Genomic DNA, 13,721 nt, shown 5'->3' with positions numbered 1-13,721 from the left:
CGGTTCGGATCGTTGGCGCGATCCGGCCCCCTGCCTATTAATTGGCAGAGGCTTTTCCTTCAAATCTCATGAGCCAGCGGCGGCCTTTCAGGTCTACCACCGGCCCCAGTTTCACAAAGCGGTATCCGACCCGTGTCAGAACCCGCTGCAGGGCGGGGCGCATCAGGACAAAGACGTCCGAGGCCCCGTGGTTGTCGCGCAGGATTTCCAGCCCCCTGGCCAGTAATCCAATGACGTCTTCCCTTGGGAATACAGCTTCAATCTTGGGGCTGGGAAAGCAGAGCCTTCCCACCTCCATTGATCCCACCGGCAGGGGATAGTCCGGCAGGTGGCTTTGCAGGGGAAGCTGTGGCCCCAGACAAAGCCTGCCGGTGGCCAATGGCTTATCGTGCCAAAAGACCAGAGTATGGGCCGAGCGCCGGTCGTGTCCGTCCATCTCCATTTCGGCCATGTCGCAACTTTCCCAGGCATTGGCCTCCGCATAGGCGCGGTGGCGAATCCTGTGACAGGTATCGATCATTTCCGGCGTGGTGGCTGTACGGACAGAGAGCATTTATAATCCCCCGATCGCACCCGCTGCCCACTTGATTAACACCTCAAGTATGGCTCCGGTCACAGCCCCCAGGACAGCGAATATAAGGTCGTTTCTGTTATCCTCCTGCCAGGACCAGAATTGCAGCATTAGTAAGAAGGTTCCGAATCCTGTTATCGAACCCTTGTACTTCTCCCAGTCGCTGACCTCCCGGCCGGTATAGTAAGCGACTGCAAAGGTGAAGCCGATCACCAGGGCGAGGGAAGCGGCGGCCGCGACCGGCAAGGTCGGAAATACGGCCGTAAACAGCATGTTCATGAGGGTTGAAAGGATCAACACGATCAGCCCGGATATTAGGAAATGGTTTTTCCAGCTCTGCACTTGAGTAGACACGATTGTCTCCTATTTTCTGCCGGGGCGTTCACCCCGGACGTTGCAACGATAGCCAGCCCTGTCAATGACATGGCTGACCTGTTTAATGACCCATTCCCCGTCCACTCCGTCCCGGAAACCGGCCAAATTCAATATCATTTCTGCGGCAAGCTCTGGCTTGCCAGGCATGGATAAGGACAATCCACCTTTACCCCGCAAAAGTTCGTCATATTTAGCGACGGCCGCTGCTGTGGCTCGATCCGCATCCGGGAAAGTTCCTGGCAGCACATAGACCGGCTCGCCTTCCCCGACCAATTCCTTGACCAATTCACCGGTTTCAAGGTTCTGCCAGTTCGCCGTGACGGCCGCATAATTCTTCCGATCGGTGACCGAGACATCCCACCTGGTTACATCTGGCGGCGTGAGTTTGAGGGTGCCCAGGGTCTTGCCGGTGGCGGATTTGCCGGTGCCCCGTTTCACAAACAGCAGGTAGCCGTTTTTAGGCTGCGCCAGAGCGTCATATTCCTTGGCCAGGCGCTGCAGGAAAGCGAGATCGCTTTCCTTGTCCTGGGTGAGCTGGGCAAACTGAATTGAGGCATAATCCGCGCCGGTTTTGGGAGTCAGGGAATAGCGCTCTGCAATGGTGGAGACGATGTCGCCCAGGGAAACATTCTTCCAACTGAAATCCCGTTTCTGCTTCATGGACTTTCGGACATCGGCCGCCTTGGCAATCAGGACCATCTGAGCCGGTGGACCGGCCAGTTCTATTTCGTCCAGCGTATATTCCCCGCGCAGATATTTGTTCGCACCCTGGTAGCCGATTCGCACAGTCATATTTTCGCCCTGTTTCGGCAGGGTGATGGCCGGTTTCTGGTCGGTCAAGGTGATGGTCAGGGAATCGGCCTTGTTGCTGGTGTCATCGACCAACTGCAGACTGTCAAACCGGGCCATCAGGTTATCGGTGATCTTCTTGCCTTTGATGGTGATCTCAACAAGCGGCTTCATATCAGTCCCACAGGCTCACGGTTTCGGCAATGGCCTCGGTTTCGATCTCCGGCAAGGTGATGGTCAGCCCGGCCGGGAGAATAGGGCCATAGGCGGCAAGGCCGGGGTTGGCGGCATAGACCTGGTCCGGCGCGGTATAGTCGTCGCCGTAATGTTTTTTACAGACATAGTCGATAGCATCGCCTTCCCTGGTGATGTAGGTCGTCATCCTGATTTTCCGTAGTATTTTAAACTGAGTGTAAATTGCTGTTTAAGCGGGATCCCGGACTCGATGAAACGGGTTTGTGTTTCCTCGACTGTGACGATCACCCACTTGCCCATGTTCCGCCCCAGCCCGTCCATCATGATCAGTGGCTCACCCTTGCCAGCCAAGGCCCGCATGGTGTCCAGCTGGCCCAGCCCGCCCTTGTACTCCGGATAAATTACACCCGGCAGGGTAATGGTCTGTTCCCCGGCTCCGGTGAACTGCAGAACCGGGTTGCTGCCGACCACATTCTGGGATTGCCAGTTATACTGGCTTACCCGGCGCAGTTCCTGGAAGGCGGCCGTATTGACGGAAAAGCGGAACTCGCCCAGCGCCATCATGGAGCCGCTAGTCGTTGTCATAAAGCGCTCCCCTCTGTTTTATGGCCGTCTGGCGTTCAATTTCATCCACTACTTCCCGGACCAGATCCTGGATACTCATACCCTCGGTCGCCGTGATAGTGATTTTGTACTCATTGGTCACCTGCTGGGGCACCGGCGCGGCGGTTGATGCGGCGGCAGGTGTGGCTGCAATCATGGTGCTGGCTACAGCCGCTTTCGCTGCCTTGGCGGTTTTATCCCGTTCGTCACTTGAGAACAGGCCGCCGATCTTCCGGCCGATGGCTTCGCCGCCAAAGCTTCCGATCAGGCCGCCGATTATCCCTCCGATCGCCGTGCCTACAACAGGCACCACAGAGCCAATAGCGGCCCCGGCAGCTGCACCCCCGAGTGCGCCCCCGAGGCCGCCCAGACCGCCGCCAACGCCTTTGGCGTCCCCTCTACTGGCGGCGGAAACTGTATCGAATAATGACATGCCGACCATGAGCGGAACGGCGGCTTTGCCAAGAAGTTTACCACCAGTTCTCATGATTCCACTGCCGCCGATCCGACCGGCAAGACGGCCAAGCCTGCCGAAACGACCGAGGCGGCCCGCTCGTCCTTTGCCACCGCCAAAGCCGCCCATACCGCCGCCCATATTGGTAACAAAGACCGGTGTGACACCTGAGGCAGAACCGAGCATTCCTGCCACGCCACCGCCGCGCCCGCCGCGCAAGAAAGAGAGTATCCCCTTTGCTGCCGCACCGACCTTGACCAAGCTTAATGCTGCCACCGTACCGGCAATAGCTGTTGTGACTTTGGGCCATTCTTCAGCAAGATCTGCAACCTGGTTGACTACTGACCCTATGGCTGCACCGCCAGCCTGAATGGCTGGGAGGAAACGGTCACCGACAATGCCGCCTAAACGGCCAAAACTGTTGGATAGTATTTCAAGACCGGACCCAGTTGTATCAGTTCGAGCCTTAAACTCCTGGAACATGCTTCCTGCAAAATTACCTTCCTTGGCAGTCAGTTTGATTGCCTTTTTGTAGCTGTCGATACCACCCACCAGCTTGGCCATATCGTCCGCATATTCCAAACCGAAAAGATCCGTGAGGGTACCCATGACATCATCGGAACGTTTCACAGTTTCAAGAAAATCAATAAAGGTGCCCTGGGCATCGTTTTTAATGCGGTCCTTGAAATCATCGATGTCTATGCCAAGCTCTTCCAGGGTATTCTGGAAGTCACTGGATTGCCTGTCGGCGGTCGCAAGTTTATTGAACATAGCGTTCATTGATCGGGCCGCAATTTCAGGGGGTGATTTTAGTTCCAGAAAGGCGGCACCCAGTGAGGCGATTTGCTGACCGGATAGACCTAAAAGCTTGCCTGTTGAACCGGCCCGGTTCAGGATGTTCAAGATATCCGGAGCTTTGGCGTTCATGTTGTTGGAAAGATGATTTACCGAATCCCCGAGCTTGACCACATCTTCCTGCGGCAGTTGAAAGATGGCGCGCAAACCAGCCATCGTGTCGCCTGCTTCTCTGGCTGCAATATCAAAGGCGACGGACATTTTTGCCGCGTCATTTGCAAAACCCAGCAACTCATCTCTGGCAACACCCGCCTGACCCGCTTCAGCGATGATTTCTGCAATACCCTCGGCGGCGATGGGAATTTCCGTTGACAAGCGTCTGATGTCACTTCCCATCTGTTTAAACTGTTCCGGAGTTTCAAATTGCACGACCTTGCGGATGTCCGCCATGGCGCTCTCGAATGAGATTGCGGCACCGATCGTTTTTCCGATAGCAACACTAGCAGTCGCACCTGCCGCCAGATTGCCGACACTTCCGTTAATTAAACCAGATGATCTGTTCAGACTCTGGGCGGTGCGCTTTGCAGCCTGACCCAGTTTAGTCTGGTTGCGGATAGCTTTCTTGGTTTCGTCATTGTAGGAGCGGGTTTCACGCCGGGCGCGGTCAACTACCTTGCCCAGACGTGATTGAGATGCGGCGGCTTTCTGGTTGCTCTTGTCCAATTTCCGGGTTTCCCCGGCTTGCTTTTGCACGGCCTTACCGACCGTATTGCTGGCCTTGACCGCTTCGCCGCCAGTTGTTTTGAGTTCTTTTCGGGCCTGTTTACTGTCCGCACTGACCTTGACGCCAACTTCAATATCGTCATTCATTGCTGTTGCTCCTGCTTATTTTTAGAAGGCGCACAGCCATGTTGGTCCGGTCCCGCAATTGCTCGTGGGACCAGTCCATCATTTCGGAATAGGGTTGGTTCAGGATCATGGCGCATACAGCCAGGTTCTCCTCAAGATCTACTTCTTCGAGCCGAAAAAACCGGAGTATTTCTCCTGGAGTTTTGTGTAATCAGCGCCTTGGTCCAGGTCGCAGATAACATCCATGGACACGTCGCAGAGGTTGGCGAACAGGAATATCTCCTTTTCCGCCGCCGTCCCTTTGTGGCTGTCCATGGCAAGATCATCGCGAACTTTCGGGCGGCGCATGGTGAGACTTGTGATTTTCTCGCCATTAACTTCAACCTCGTAGTCGAGTGTAATCGGATCGCTCATATTACACTCCTATCGCGGCACGGCGCTCGGACAACTGGTCCACGCCGTCGATGATCCGCTTGCCATTCTCGGCGTCGATTTCGATCACATTCGAACCATCAATGGTCAGCTTGAAGTAACGGAGCGCGACAGAGAAGTCGACGGCCCCTTTTTTGCCGGGTTCCAGGTCGCCAAGGTCCAGGCCCTTAAGCTTGCCCCGGCCCTGGATGACAACAGGAATTACGTTTCCTTCGTCGTCTTCACTAGCGGCTCGCACCGTAAAGGGGATTGTATTGCCGTTCCGGAGACCAAAAAGCTTGGCCAGATCCGGATCAAACTCGGCATGCATGAAGCTCATCTCCATGGCTTTCATGCCCTGGTCAAGTTCGATCGGCAGGTCCATGCCGCCGCCCCGGTATTCCTCTGTTTCGATTTCGAGGTTTGGCAGGGTGACTTTCTCGGTCTTGCCGAGCATGCCACGGCCGTCAACAAAAAGCTGAAACGCTGTTATGACACGAGGTAAACTCATGATGTGATCCTTTCAAAGTAGGAGTCGTTGATGGATGCCCGGAATGTGATATGTTCCGCATCGGTCGGCGGACGGAAATCAAAGTCAAAATAGACCTTCCCGGCTTCGATATTTTCCGATGTGTTGAGTTCGTTGTTCGGAACACATTCCCCGCCCAGGATGGCTCCCTGGGCTTCGAGGCTGCGTAGGTAGGCGTTGACGCCTTCCGCCACATCCTCGACATAGGTCTTGGTGATCGGACGGTCGATGGCCCAGAGATGGCCCCTCTGGATGCTGTCCTCGATGATGTGAGCCGTGCGGCGAACGGAGAGGAAAGACCAGACAGGATCTGCAGACGTGGTGCGACCGCCCCAGAGGCGATATCCGTCCAGACGAATGACGGTGGTGATGTTATTCTCGTTGAGATAGTTGGCCCGAGAACTGGAATCACCAGGGATATAGTCAATGGGCCGGGCAGTGCCGATGATGCCATTGATTACCTGGTTGCTGTCTGACCACCAGAAACCCTTTTCGTTGTCCACTTTTGCTCTCAAACCTGCGGCCCTGGCGCTCAGCGGCTCTTCTACAACTGTTTCCCCTGACAGCACCTTGACCCAAGGGTCAAGCACCCTGATCAGACCACTTCCCCAGTCATTTTTATAAGTAATGGCATCTGCGTCTGTGGTGTTTGGGCAATCAGCAAAGATCACCGCCCGGAAACGTTCCGCCAGGCCCTGCAGTTCAGCAACAACCGGGTTTGCGGATGCTCCTGGACGCTGATGGGTCCAGCCTGGCGCAATCAGGATGCGTGGCACCAGGTTGAGTTCAATCTGGGCATCGATGAAGGCATGAACACCTGTGCGTTCTTCTGTACCGGCATCGACACCGCCGACCACATTGGCCAGAGTTTCAGTCTCGTCGGCACCTTCGTCAACACGAACTACAACGACCACCGCGCCGGTCTGGTCAAAGATCCCGTCAACAGCGGCGGAAAGGGTGCCGGTATTGCCGAGGTTGGCGGCTTCTGTGCGACCGGTCACCATGACCGGTGTGTTAAGAGGGAACGCACCGGCGTCAGCATCCGGAGCCGTTCCGATCAAGCCGATAACACTTGAGGCCACGGTGCGGATCGGACGGGATCCGCTGGCCAGTTCAATTACTTCTACTCCATGGTAGTAAGGCACGTTTAGTCTCCTTAGTTTGTCCAATCGCCTGAGTAGTCATAGCTACTCACAGCTTCATTGGTGGTTAGCTCAAGGACGGCGTCCTTGTGATTGCGTCCTGCCAGCATGATCTCCCCGGTGCGGGCGGCGGCAAGCAAGGCGAATTCAATGGCCTGGTCAGCATTAATGGCTAACAGGCTGTTGTCTGTGGCGATGATCTCCTGGGAGAATGGTGCGCCCAGGCTTTTGGCATAGCTGGCCAGGTTAAAGATGGCCGTCCATTTGACCTGGCTGCCGTCATCCAGGGCAAAATTCTTTCCCTGGTATGCGAAGCCGACATCCAGCAGATGGTCACGATACAGGTTGATATCCTGGCAAACGGCGGTCTGCAGCTCCTCCAGGGTCGGTTCCGGGGGCGGTGTGTCCAGGATGGCCTGGGCCATGTTGATCACATTCTGAAAGGCGGCGACGAGGATGTCCGTCCGGTTGGGCGTGTCATCCAGATACTCGACCTCGACGGTATTGCCGTTGATCTGCACTGCGCGGATGTTGTCCTGCAGGTGATCTTCCAGGTGCGGGATCACGACGACCTGGCCGTCAATGATCACGCGATTATCTTCTGTGATAATGGAAACTTTCATTAGGCAACCCTCATGATTTTGTATAAGGCGATACTAGCCTGGCGCACGTCGACAGAGTGAGTATGGGCACCGCCATTGTTGATGGTGACCGAGCCGCTGGCAGAGTGATTATGGGACTGGCTGCCACCTTCATAACCGGTGTAGTCGTAACGGAGAGTGCCACTGCTATTATCGATATTGAGGATGCCTCCGCTACCGTCGGTTCTGCCGTCTAGCTGATGTCGGTGAGAAGGCATCTGGTTGACGGTCAGTGTCGTGCCGCCGATCGTCACACTGATAGAGCCAGTGTGGTTATGAGTTCCACCAGAACCGGTGTTTTTCGAGTCAGCCCCGACCGATTGGCCCAGACTGTAAGCTCCACCAGCACCAACTGTGACTTTGTTTAGTGTGTTCGGTGTACCATTTGTGCCATCACAAATTTGCCAGTTAGATGGTAGGTTGGCCGGGTTCCCGTAATACTCGGCAACAAAACCAATGGGGACTATCAAGTCGAGTAGCGCGATGAGAGCGGCTGGTGTTACAGCTCGCGTTGCGTCCTGACCAAGAATAGTTTCGGCGGCAGTTGCCAACTCAACAGGCCCCTTGACAGTTGTCGAAGCATTCGGCACTTCGATTAATTGCCCCCAAGGGACCTTTCCTTCACGTAAAACACCGTTGCTGAAATACCACTGCCAGGCATCGCCGGTATAAAATCCCTGCACAGTGGCCGATACCATCAGGATCCGGCCTGCTGCGGTAAAGTGAATCCCGGCGTAGCCGTTTGCGGATCCCTGGATATCTACAGAGCCATAGGAAACCGACAGGGTGTTTATCCTTGATACGCCGGTGGGGATGTTCTGCAGGTTTTCCCATTTAAACACATATTTAAGCCCGGCTGGAGTGACGATCCGGTTGCTTAGTGTTCCAGCCAGCGTTTCCGTGTTGGTGGCAATTTCAAGCGCACCCTTGGCTGTGGTTGAGGCCGTGGGTAGGCGGTCTTTGTTCAAGGTGCCCGAGGTAATGTCAGAGGCATCATGGATGTGCGCCTCTACTGAATACTGTGCTGGCTTGCCCTGGATATAGTCCCACTGCAGAGCGGCCTGCAGGCTCTTGGGAGAAACCGCCTTATAGTCGATGGCGAACAATACCGTTTCGGCGGATGTGGCCATCTGCACCTGGCCCGGCGTTGTCTCGCTGGCATCAGGCAGGGAAAATCCGGTATTTCCGGAAACGGTGACACTGCCCGGTGTCAGCGTGTCCAGGACCACATCCAGTGCGATGGGGAACTGGGTATAGGCCGTCTTGTCAGCAATGGTGGCACCACCGGCCGCATAATAGGCGAACAGAGTGCCGTCCGAGAGAAGCAAGCCAAACTCCGTGACGGTGTAGGCATCCTCGGAACTGTCGATTGATGTGAGATGCGCCACATGAGGCTGGATCTCCGCGCCTGGGTCGACCGTCAGGTTCTTGAGCGGTGTTACCAGTGCCGTGAGCGAGGCATCGGGCGCAGTGTAGCCAGTGCCGATGGCGAAATGGGTGATTTCAACAGAAAACCCGTTCTCGGCGGCATCGTTGGCCGCCTGGCGGCCTGCATCTGTTATGATTGCTTCAATTACGGGCATTTAACTCAACCTCACTTCTGCGTTCAACATTGTCAGGGGCCAAACCACCACGGCGCTTTCCATATTCACCACGACCTGCTGGGAGGTGATGAGCGTGTAATGGCTGCGCACCGGCTTCACCCGGTCGATGGCCGCCTGGATCCTGTCCAGGACATCCTGGGTGGCCGGAACATCGCCGCCGAGCGCGATGGTCACATCGAAGGTGTGCGGGTCTCCGGCAGGCGTTTTTTGCCACCATTCCGTAATGGTGATGGCGGCCCCGAATAGCGCCATGGCCCGGCGCAAGGCTCCGATTGTCCCTTTGGTCCGGTGAATGGTGATGGCCTCGGTGATGGCCGCCCGCTTCTGGGCTTCGGTCCAGGTAACTTCCCACTGGTCGACAGAGACCGCATAAGCCAGCCAGGGCAGCAAAGCAGCCGGGCAGGTCTGGGGGTTCCAGAGGCTTGCAATGTCGATGGTGACATTCTGGTCAGCCCGGCCGACCTCCTCGAGGGCGTGCATGGCCTCAGTGGCGTTAATGGGCAGCATGGTTTCCATTAGGCCACTCCCACCGTGATTGAGTTGCAATAGGCCGCCGTGACACTGTTTGGCACGATGTCAGCGACCGGCGCGGTCAGGGTCACCAGCTCCACACCGCTCTGATGCAGCGCCCCGTAGATCCCGGACAGGGAAACCGTGGCCCCGATCCGGTGCCGTTCTGTCACATAGGCTTGCACAGCCGCCTCGGCCTGCGCCTTCACAACAGTGGCGTCCGGACCTTCGCCGATCGTCAATGTGGCATCAACGGCATAGGTGGTAATCGTTGCGGGTTGGACATTGACCTGGTCGGTGAGCGGGCGGACATCGTCGCCGTTCAAAGCGGCCGTCACATTGTCGATGATTTGCTGGGTCGGTGTTCCGTTCCCTTCGGTGGACAACACGGTCACGTCCACAACACCAGCAGACGGACTTTCGACCGCAATGTCCTTGACCAGGCCGTCTGCAGACAAGCCGTGGAACTTGTAGGAACCGATAGGCCCGGCCGTGGACTGTCCCTCAAAGGCCAGCAGGATCCGGTCGCGCAGGCGCTCGTCTGTTTCATAAGTCGGGGCAATCGGCGGAATGGCGTTGGCATCGCCGGGATCCACCACCAGGCGTTCGATGTTGTAGAAGGCGGCCAACTGGTCCAGATTGTTGCCGGTGGCATAGGCCAGCAGCAATCCCCGTCCATGATCGTTGGCTTGCTGCCGCAACAAGAATTCCGCTTCGGCGACTACCTCGAGGATGGCGTTTGCCGGATCCGCCTCAGTCAGCCCGTCCAGGGCCGGAAGGATCTCAATCAGCCGGTCGCGCATCCTGATCAGGATGGTGTTATAGTCGAGCTGCTGGATGATGTCCGGAGCCGGGAGGGAGCTGAGATTAATCCTGGTCATACAACAATCCCCTCAAGCGTGACTTTAGACCCATCGACCAAATAACTGCCGGTCAATTCAAGTTCTGCTTTGCCTTGTTCAGAACTCAGCACTTTGACCTGGTCCAGAGCGAAATCCGGCACCCAGGCGTCCAGGGCTTCTGCAACCGCCACATTGATCTCCAGAATGGTGTCAGTGTTCAGCGGTGCGTCGACCAGGCTAAACAGCCGTGAGCCATAGCCGCGCAGGCGGCGTCTGGTGCCTTTGGGCGTAGTCAGTACGTCGATGATGTTCTGGCGGACCAGGTCCACGCCTGTCAGAGCCTCGCCGGTTTCCCGATGCATACCCGTACCCATTACTGCGGCCCTCCTGTGCTTGAGGATCCGCTGGCAACACCGCTATGGGTGTGCGTTGACAGGTCGATACCGCTGCCGGTGATTTCGCCGGTGGCGTCAATAAGGCCGTCGACATTTACATCGCCGTTAACAGCCGTATTACCGTTGATGGTGACATCGCCATTCAGGGTAATACCACCATCGGCCGTCACATCGAAGGTGCCGCCGCTGGGCAGGTTGGCCACCAGTTTGTGTGTAACCCGGTCATACTCGATCTCCGCCCCATCCTTGAAAACCATTGTGGTCACAGTGGGCAGGGACTGGGGAGCCGGGTAGCTGGTCTGGTAAAGGCTGCCGACCACCACCGCCTGGTCGATATCTCCTGACGGGCACACCAGCAACACCTGCTCGCCCACCTCGACCGGCGACCAGTTGCGGTTTTCCCCGGCCCGCTGGGTCATGAAGGGAAGCGGCGCTGTGGTGATGTCGCCGATTTGCACGGTTACCCTGGCGGCCGCATAATCGGCGGCAACCACTTTGCCGATCCGGATCATGCTGGTCAGAAGCCGCTGCAGCTCGGTGATTTCTCGAATACTATCCACCGATTGCCTCCAGTTGAGCTGCTGTCACTTCCGTATATTTGTCGACGTTGTCCGGACCGATCTCCGGTGCATAGCCGAGATAGACCTGGTCGGCGGCCACACCGGACTCCTGTGCCTGGGCGCGGCGAAGCCAGCCGGAGACGGAGAATTGTTCTTGCCACCAGATCACGCCGGTTTCCTTGGTCGGCAGAAGCTGGGCGCGGACCCACTCAATGGCATAACTGAAGTCCGGATGCTTTTGACCGATCAGGGCGGCGCGGATCTCCATCTTGAGGTCTGCCAGGCTGTCAATCGTATAATCCCTGGCTTTGCGGGTGCCGGTGGCCTTCAGGCCCAGGACAACGCCGAACTGGCTTTTGATGGGCTGCAGGGTGCCGCCTTCCACGGTGTTTTTGCCGCCCGTCTCGCTCAACGGGATGACGAACATGGCCGGATAGGTCGCGGCGTTGCTTTTTACCTGGACAAAGTCCGTCGCGCCGCCGATGTTTTTAAAGTCCGGCAGGGCTTTTTTGAGCAAGTCTGTCAGAGGATCAAGTCTCATGCCGCCTCCGTCAGATATTCAACAAGGGTGTCTGTAATTTCGGCATTGTCGACATCGTCGAGGCCGAACATGGGACGCGCAGGCAGAGTGACGGCATGATTGCGGCCGGTCTGACCACCAAACTGGTGAATACGCGCATAGATCATGTTTGAACCCGCCATGGCTTCAGTGCTATTGGCGGCGCTCACAACGCTGCCCAGCAGGTAAGTTTCCTTGACCAGGGTTTGCCCGCCCGTCTTCTGGGCGCGAATTGACGGCTTCCATGGCTGGCCGTCAGGGCCGATACCTGTTTCAAAGCGAAGCTTTGTGCTGGTTTCCAGATAGGAGGAAATGGTCTCCATGACCGGATACATATCATCCAGCTTGCCTGCCAGGGCCTGCAGGTATTCCTGGAAATGGCTGTCGTCTACTGTGATCACCAGGCCGGTCATCTAGTATCCTCCCAGCGTGTCGCGGCTGAAAGTCCTGGGCGGCGCGGAATATTCCGGGGATCCGGAATTGGCGCGGGAGGACTTGACCGGTGTGGACAGGACGGCATTTCCCAGGGAAATATCCTTGAGCTGGCGCAGGGCTTCATTGCGTCGGTCCTTGACGGAGTCCAGCATGGCGTCCCCATGCAAAAGCCAGCGGGCCAGATCTCCGGTGATCATCTTTATAACTTCCGGCACCGGCGCAAGCGGCGTGATGTAGCGCTTGCCCACATAGGAGTCCACCGTCGCCGTGGCTTCCAGGAGACGGGCACCCAGACGGTCCTTGTCGATCCGGCCGAGGTCGTAGGTATCCGCCAGATTGACGGTTTCGTCATAACCGAAGCGGGTGACATACTCTGCCGGGGTCAGATACAGCACACCCTGGCTGTCCGGAATTGACCAGGTGAAGTCTTCCACCCGGATCTCCGCTACTTCCTGGATGCGGTTGCCTTGGTTGTCCAGGGCGATGGCAGTAATCAGGTAGGTTTCCCCATCTGTTCCACCGGTCAAATCGAACTGGACGACTGCCCCATTTGTCCTGAGACCGCTTGCCTCAAGAGCCGTGACCGCCGCAACCTTGCCCTTGGGCGCAACATCAACGCTTTCCACAGAGGAAATCGTGGCGTTTTCTCCCAGATCAAAGGGCAGGTTATAGGCCATCTTCTCCAAAGGCTGTTTGGTCAGGACAATGGTCATGCGGCAGTTGCTCCGGAGATTTTAGGCGTGAAAGAGCCGTTCCCGGCCGCCGCTCCAGCCGCCAGGGTCAACTTAAACCAGACGCCGATCGCGGACGCTGTGGCCAGGTCAGTGCCCGGCACCGCTTTGGAGGTGCCGTCGAAGGTGATCGCGGCCGGGGCGGTCAGGCGGTTGTTCGCCCCATTGTCTCCGCTGCCGTTCTGAGCGGCTTCAAGACCAAAGGTCACGGTGCCGCCCTGGTCATCGACCAGTTCGACAATGGCCGTCAGAAGCGCGTTGATGGCGCTGCCGTTCTTGTAGAATACCTTTTCGTGATATTCGCGTGAGGCTCCGCCTGCGGCTTCTGCGGCCGCATTAATGAACGGACGGCGCACGGTCAAAACACCAGGCGTGAAGATCATTAGATCCCCGGCATCGCCGGTCTTGCGCAGGGTCACGTTGCCTGCAGCGGCACCGTCCAGGATGGCTTTTAAAAGGGTTTTAAATGAGCCTGTAATGGCGACAGGCGTTGTGCCGTTGAGGGCGACCGTGTCGCTGATCAGCGTCCCGTCGGCGGCCCGGCCGGTGACCGTGATCTGTTGGGTGTTGTCCGCCACATCGTCGGAAACAACCTCAAGTGTGCTGACAGCATCCAGCGGCGTAAAACTGACCAGGGTGGTCTCGTTGATGGCCCCGCCGATATTGGTGGTTACATCATCCTCCGGCATGACGGTCGACCCGAAAAGCTGCAAGTCTGAAACGGATAACAT

Annotated in this window: 19 protein-coding genes; all 19 read right to left on the bottom strand. The window is 57.0% G+C overall.

Going from position 1 to position 13,721, the window contains the following annotated elements; genetic code table 11:
* Window positions 1-37: 37 nt before the first annotated feature.
* Complete coding sequence (locus ACORNT_RS15555; RefSeq protein WP_321392870.1) at window positions 38-553, bottom strand: hypothetical protein; 516 nt, start codon at window positions 551-553, stop codon at window positions 38-40.
* Window positions 554-925 carry a hypothetical protein gene (locus ACORNT_RS15550; RefSeq protein WP_321392868.1) on the bottom strand — a complete coding sequence of 124 codons (372 nt, stop codon included), beginning with the start codon at window positions 923-925 and terminating at the stop codon, window positions 554-556. It abuts the gene before it with no gap.
* Window positions 926-934: 9 nt separating this feature from the next.
* On the bottom strand, window positions 935-1,909 hold the full coding sequence (locus tag ACORNT_RS15545) for a phage late control D family protein (RefSeq protein WP_321392865.1): 975 nt from the start codon (window positions 1,907-1,909) through the stop codon (window positions 935-937).
* A 1-nt stretch (window position 1,910) separates the two neighbouring features.
* On the bottom strand, window positions 1,911-2,117 hold the full coding sequence (locus ACORNT_RS15540) for a tail protein X (protein WP_321392863.1): 207 nt from the start codon (window positions 2,115-2,117) through the stop codon (window positions 1,911-1,913).
* Window positions 2,114-2,515: a phage tail protein gene (locus ACORNT_RS15535; RefSeq protein WP_321392861.1), complete on the bottom strand. Its 402-nt coding sequence runs from the start codon at window positions 2,513-2,515 to the stop codon at window positions 2,114-2,116. The genes ACORNT_RS15540 and ACORNT_RS15535 overlap by 4 nt, the downstream gene beginning before the upstream one ends.
* Window positions 2,502-4,652, bottom strand: coding sequence for a phage tail tape measure protein (locus tag ACORNT_RS15530; protein WP_321392859.1), 2,151 nt, complete (start codon window positions 4,650-4,652; stop codon window positions 2,502-2,504). Before ACORNT_RS15530 ends, ACORNT_RS15535 begins: the two co-directional genes overlap by 14 nt.
* A gap of 138 nt (window positions 4,653-4,790) precedes the next feature.
* Complete coding sequence (locus ACORNT_RS15525) at window positions 4,791-5,045, bottom strand: phage tail assembly protein (RefSeq protein WP_321392857.1); 255 nt, start codon at window positions 5,043-5,045, stop codon at window positions 4,791-4,793.
* Window position 5,046: 1 nt separating this feature from the next.
* The gene (locus ACORNT_RS15520) at window positions 5,047-5,553 is read right to left on the bottom strand and encodes a phage major tail tube protein (protein ID WP_321392855.1); all 507 of its coding nucleotides are present in this window, start codon (window positions 5,551-5,553) and stop codon (window positions 5,047-5,049) included.
* Window positions 5,550-6,716, bottom strand: a complete 1,167-nt coding sequence (locus ACORNT_RS15515) for a phage tail sheath C-terminal domain-containing protein (RefSeq protein WP_321392853.1) — start codon at window positions 6,714-6,716, stop codon at window positions 5,550-5,552. The genes ACORNT_RS15520 and ACORNT_RS15515 overlap by 4 nt, the downstream gene beginning before the upstream one ends.
* Window positions 6,717-6,727: 11 nt before the next feature.
* Window positions 6,728-7,336, bottom strand: coding sequence for a DUF4376 domain-containing protein (locus tag ACORNT_RS15510; protein WP_321392851.1), 609 nt, complete (start codon window positions 7,334-7,336; stop codon window positions 6,728-6,730).
* Complete coding sequence (locus tag ACORNT_RS15505; RefSeq protein WP_321392849.1) at window positions 7,336-8,937, bottom strand: phage tail protein; 1,602 nt, start codon at window positions 8,935-8,937, stop codon at window positions 7,336-7,338. Before ACORNT_RS15505 ends, ACORNT_RS15510 begins: the two co-directional genes overlap by 1 nt.
* On the bottom strand, window positions 8,938-9,474 hold the full coding sequence (locus ACORNT_RS15500) for a phage tail protein I (RefSeq protein WP_321392847.1): 537 nt from the start codon (window positions 9,472-9,474) through the stop codon (window positions 8,938-8,940).
* Window positions 9,474-10,349, bottom strand: coding sequence for a baseplate assembly protein (locus tag ACORNT_RS15495; RefSeq protein ID WP_321392844.1), 876 nt, complete (start codon window positions 10,347-10,349; stop codon window positions 9,474-9,476). Before ACORNT_RS15495 ends, ACORNT_RS15500 begins: the two co-directional genes overlap by 1 nt.
* Window positions 10,346-10,684 carry a GPW/gp25 family protein gene (locus ACORNT_RS15490; protein ID WP_321392842.1) on the bottom strand — a complete coding sequence of 113 codons (339 nt, stop codon included), beginning with the start codon at window positions 10,682-10,684 and terminating at the stop codon, window positions 10,346-10,348. The genes ACORNT_RS15495 and ACORNT_RS15490 overlap by 4 nt, the downstream gene beginning before the upstream one ends.
* Window positions 10,684-11,265: a phage baseplate assembly protein V gene (locus tag ACORNT_RS15485; RefSeq protein WP_321392839.1), complete on the bottom strand. Its 582-nt coding sequence runs from the start codon at window positions 11,263-11,265 to the stop codon at window positions 10,684-10,686. Before ACORNT_RS15485 ends, ACORNT_RS15490 begins: the two co-directional genes overlap by 1 nt.
* Window positions 11,258-11,806 carry a phage tail terminator protein gene (locus ACORNT_RS15480; RefSeq protein ID WP_321392836.1) on the bottom strand — a complete coding sequence of 183 codons (549 nt, stop codon included), beginning with the start codon at window positions 11,804-11,806 and terminating at the stop codon, window positions 11,258-11,260. Before ACORNT_RS15480 ends, ACORNT_RS15485 begins: the two co-directional genes overlap by 8 nt.
* Window positions 11,803-12,237: a phage virion morphogenesis protein gene (locus ACORNT_RS15475; protein ID WP_321392834.1), complete on the bottom strand. Its 435-nt coding sequence runs from the start codon at window positions 12,235-12,237 to the stop codon at window positions 11,803-11,805. The genes ACORNT_RS15480 and ACORNT_RS15475 overlap by 4 nt, the downstream gene beginning before the upstream one ends.
* Entirely contained in the window at window positions 12,238-12,972 is a 735-nt protein-coding gene (locus tag ACORNT_RS15470) for a DUF1320 domain-containing protein (protein ID WP_321392832.1), read from the bottom strand.
* Entirely contained in the window at window positions 12,969-13,721 is a 753-nt protein-coding gene (locus ACORNT_RS15465; RefSeq protein WP_321392829.1) for a hypothetical protein, read from the bottom strand. The genes ACORNT_RS15470 and ACORNT_RS15465 overlap by 4 nt, the downstream gene beginning before the upstream one ends.

It is taken from the genome of Emcibacter sp., assembly GCF_963675455.1.
Lineage (GTDB): Bacteria > Pseudomonadota > Alphaproteobacteria > Sphingomonadales > Emcibacteraceae > Emcibacter.
This window is presented reverse-complemented; position numbering and strand designations above follow the sequence as displayed.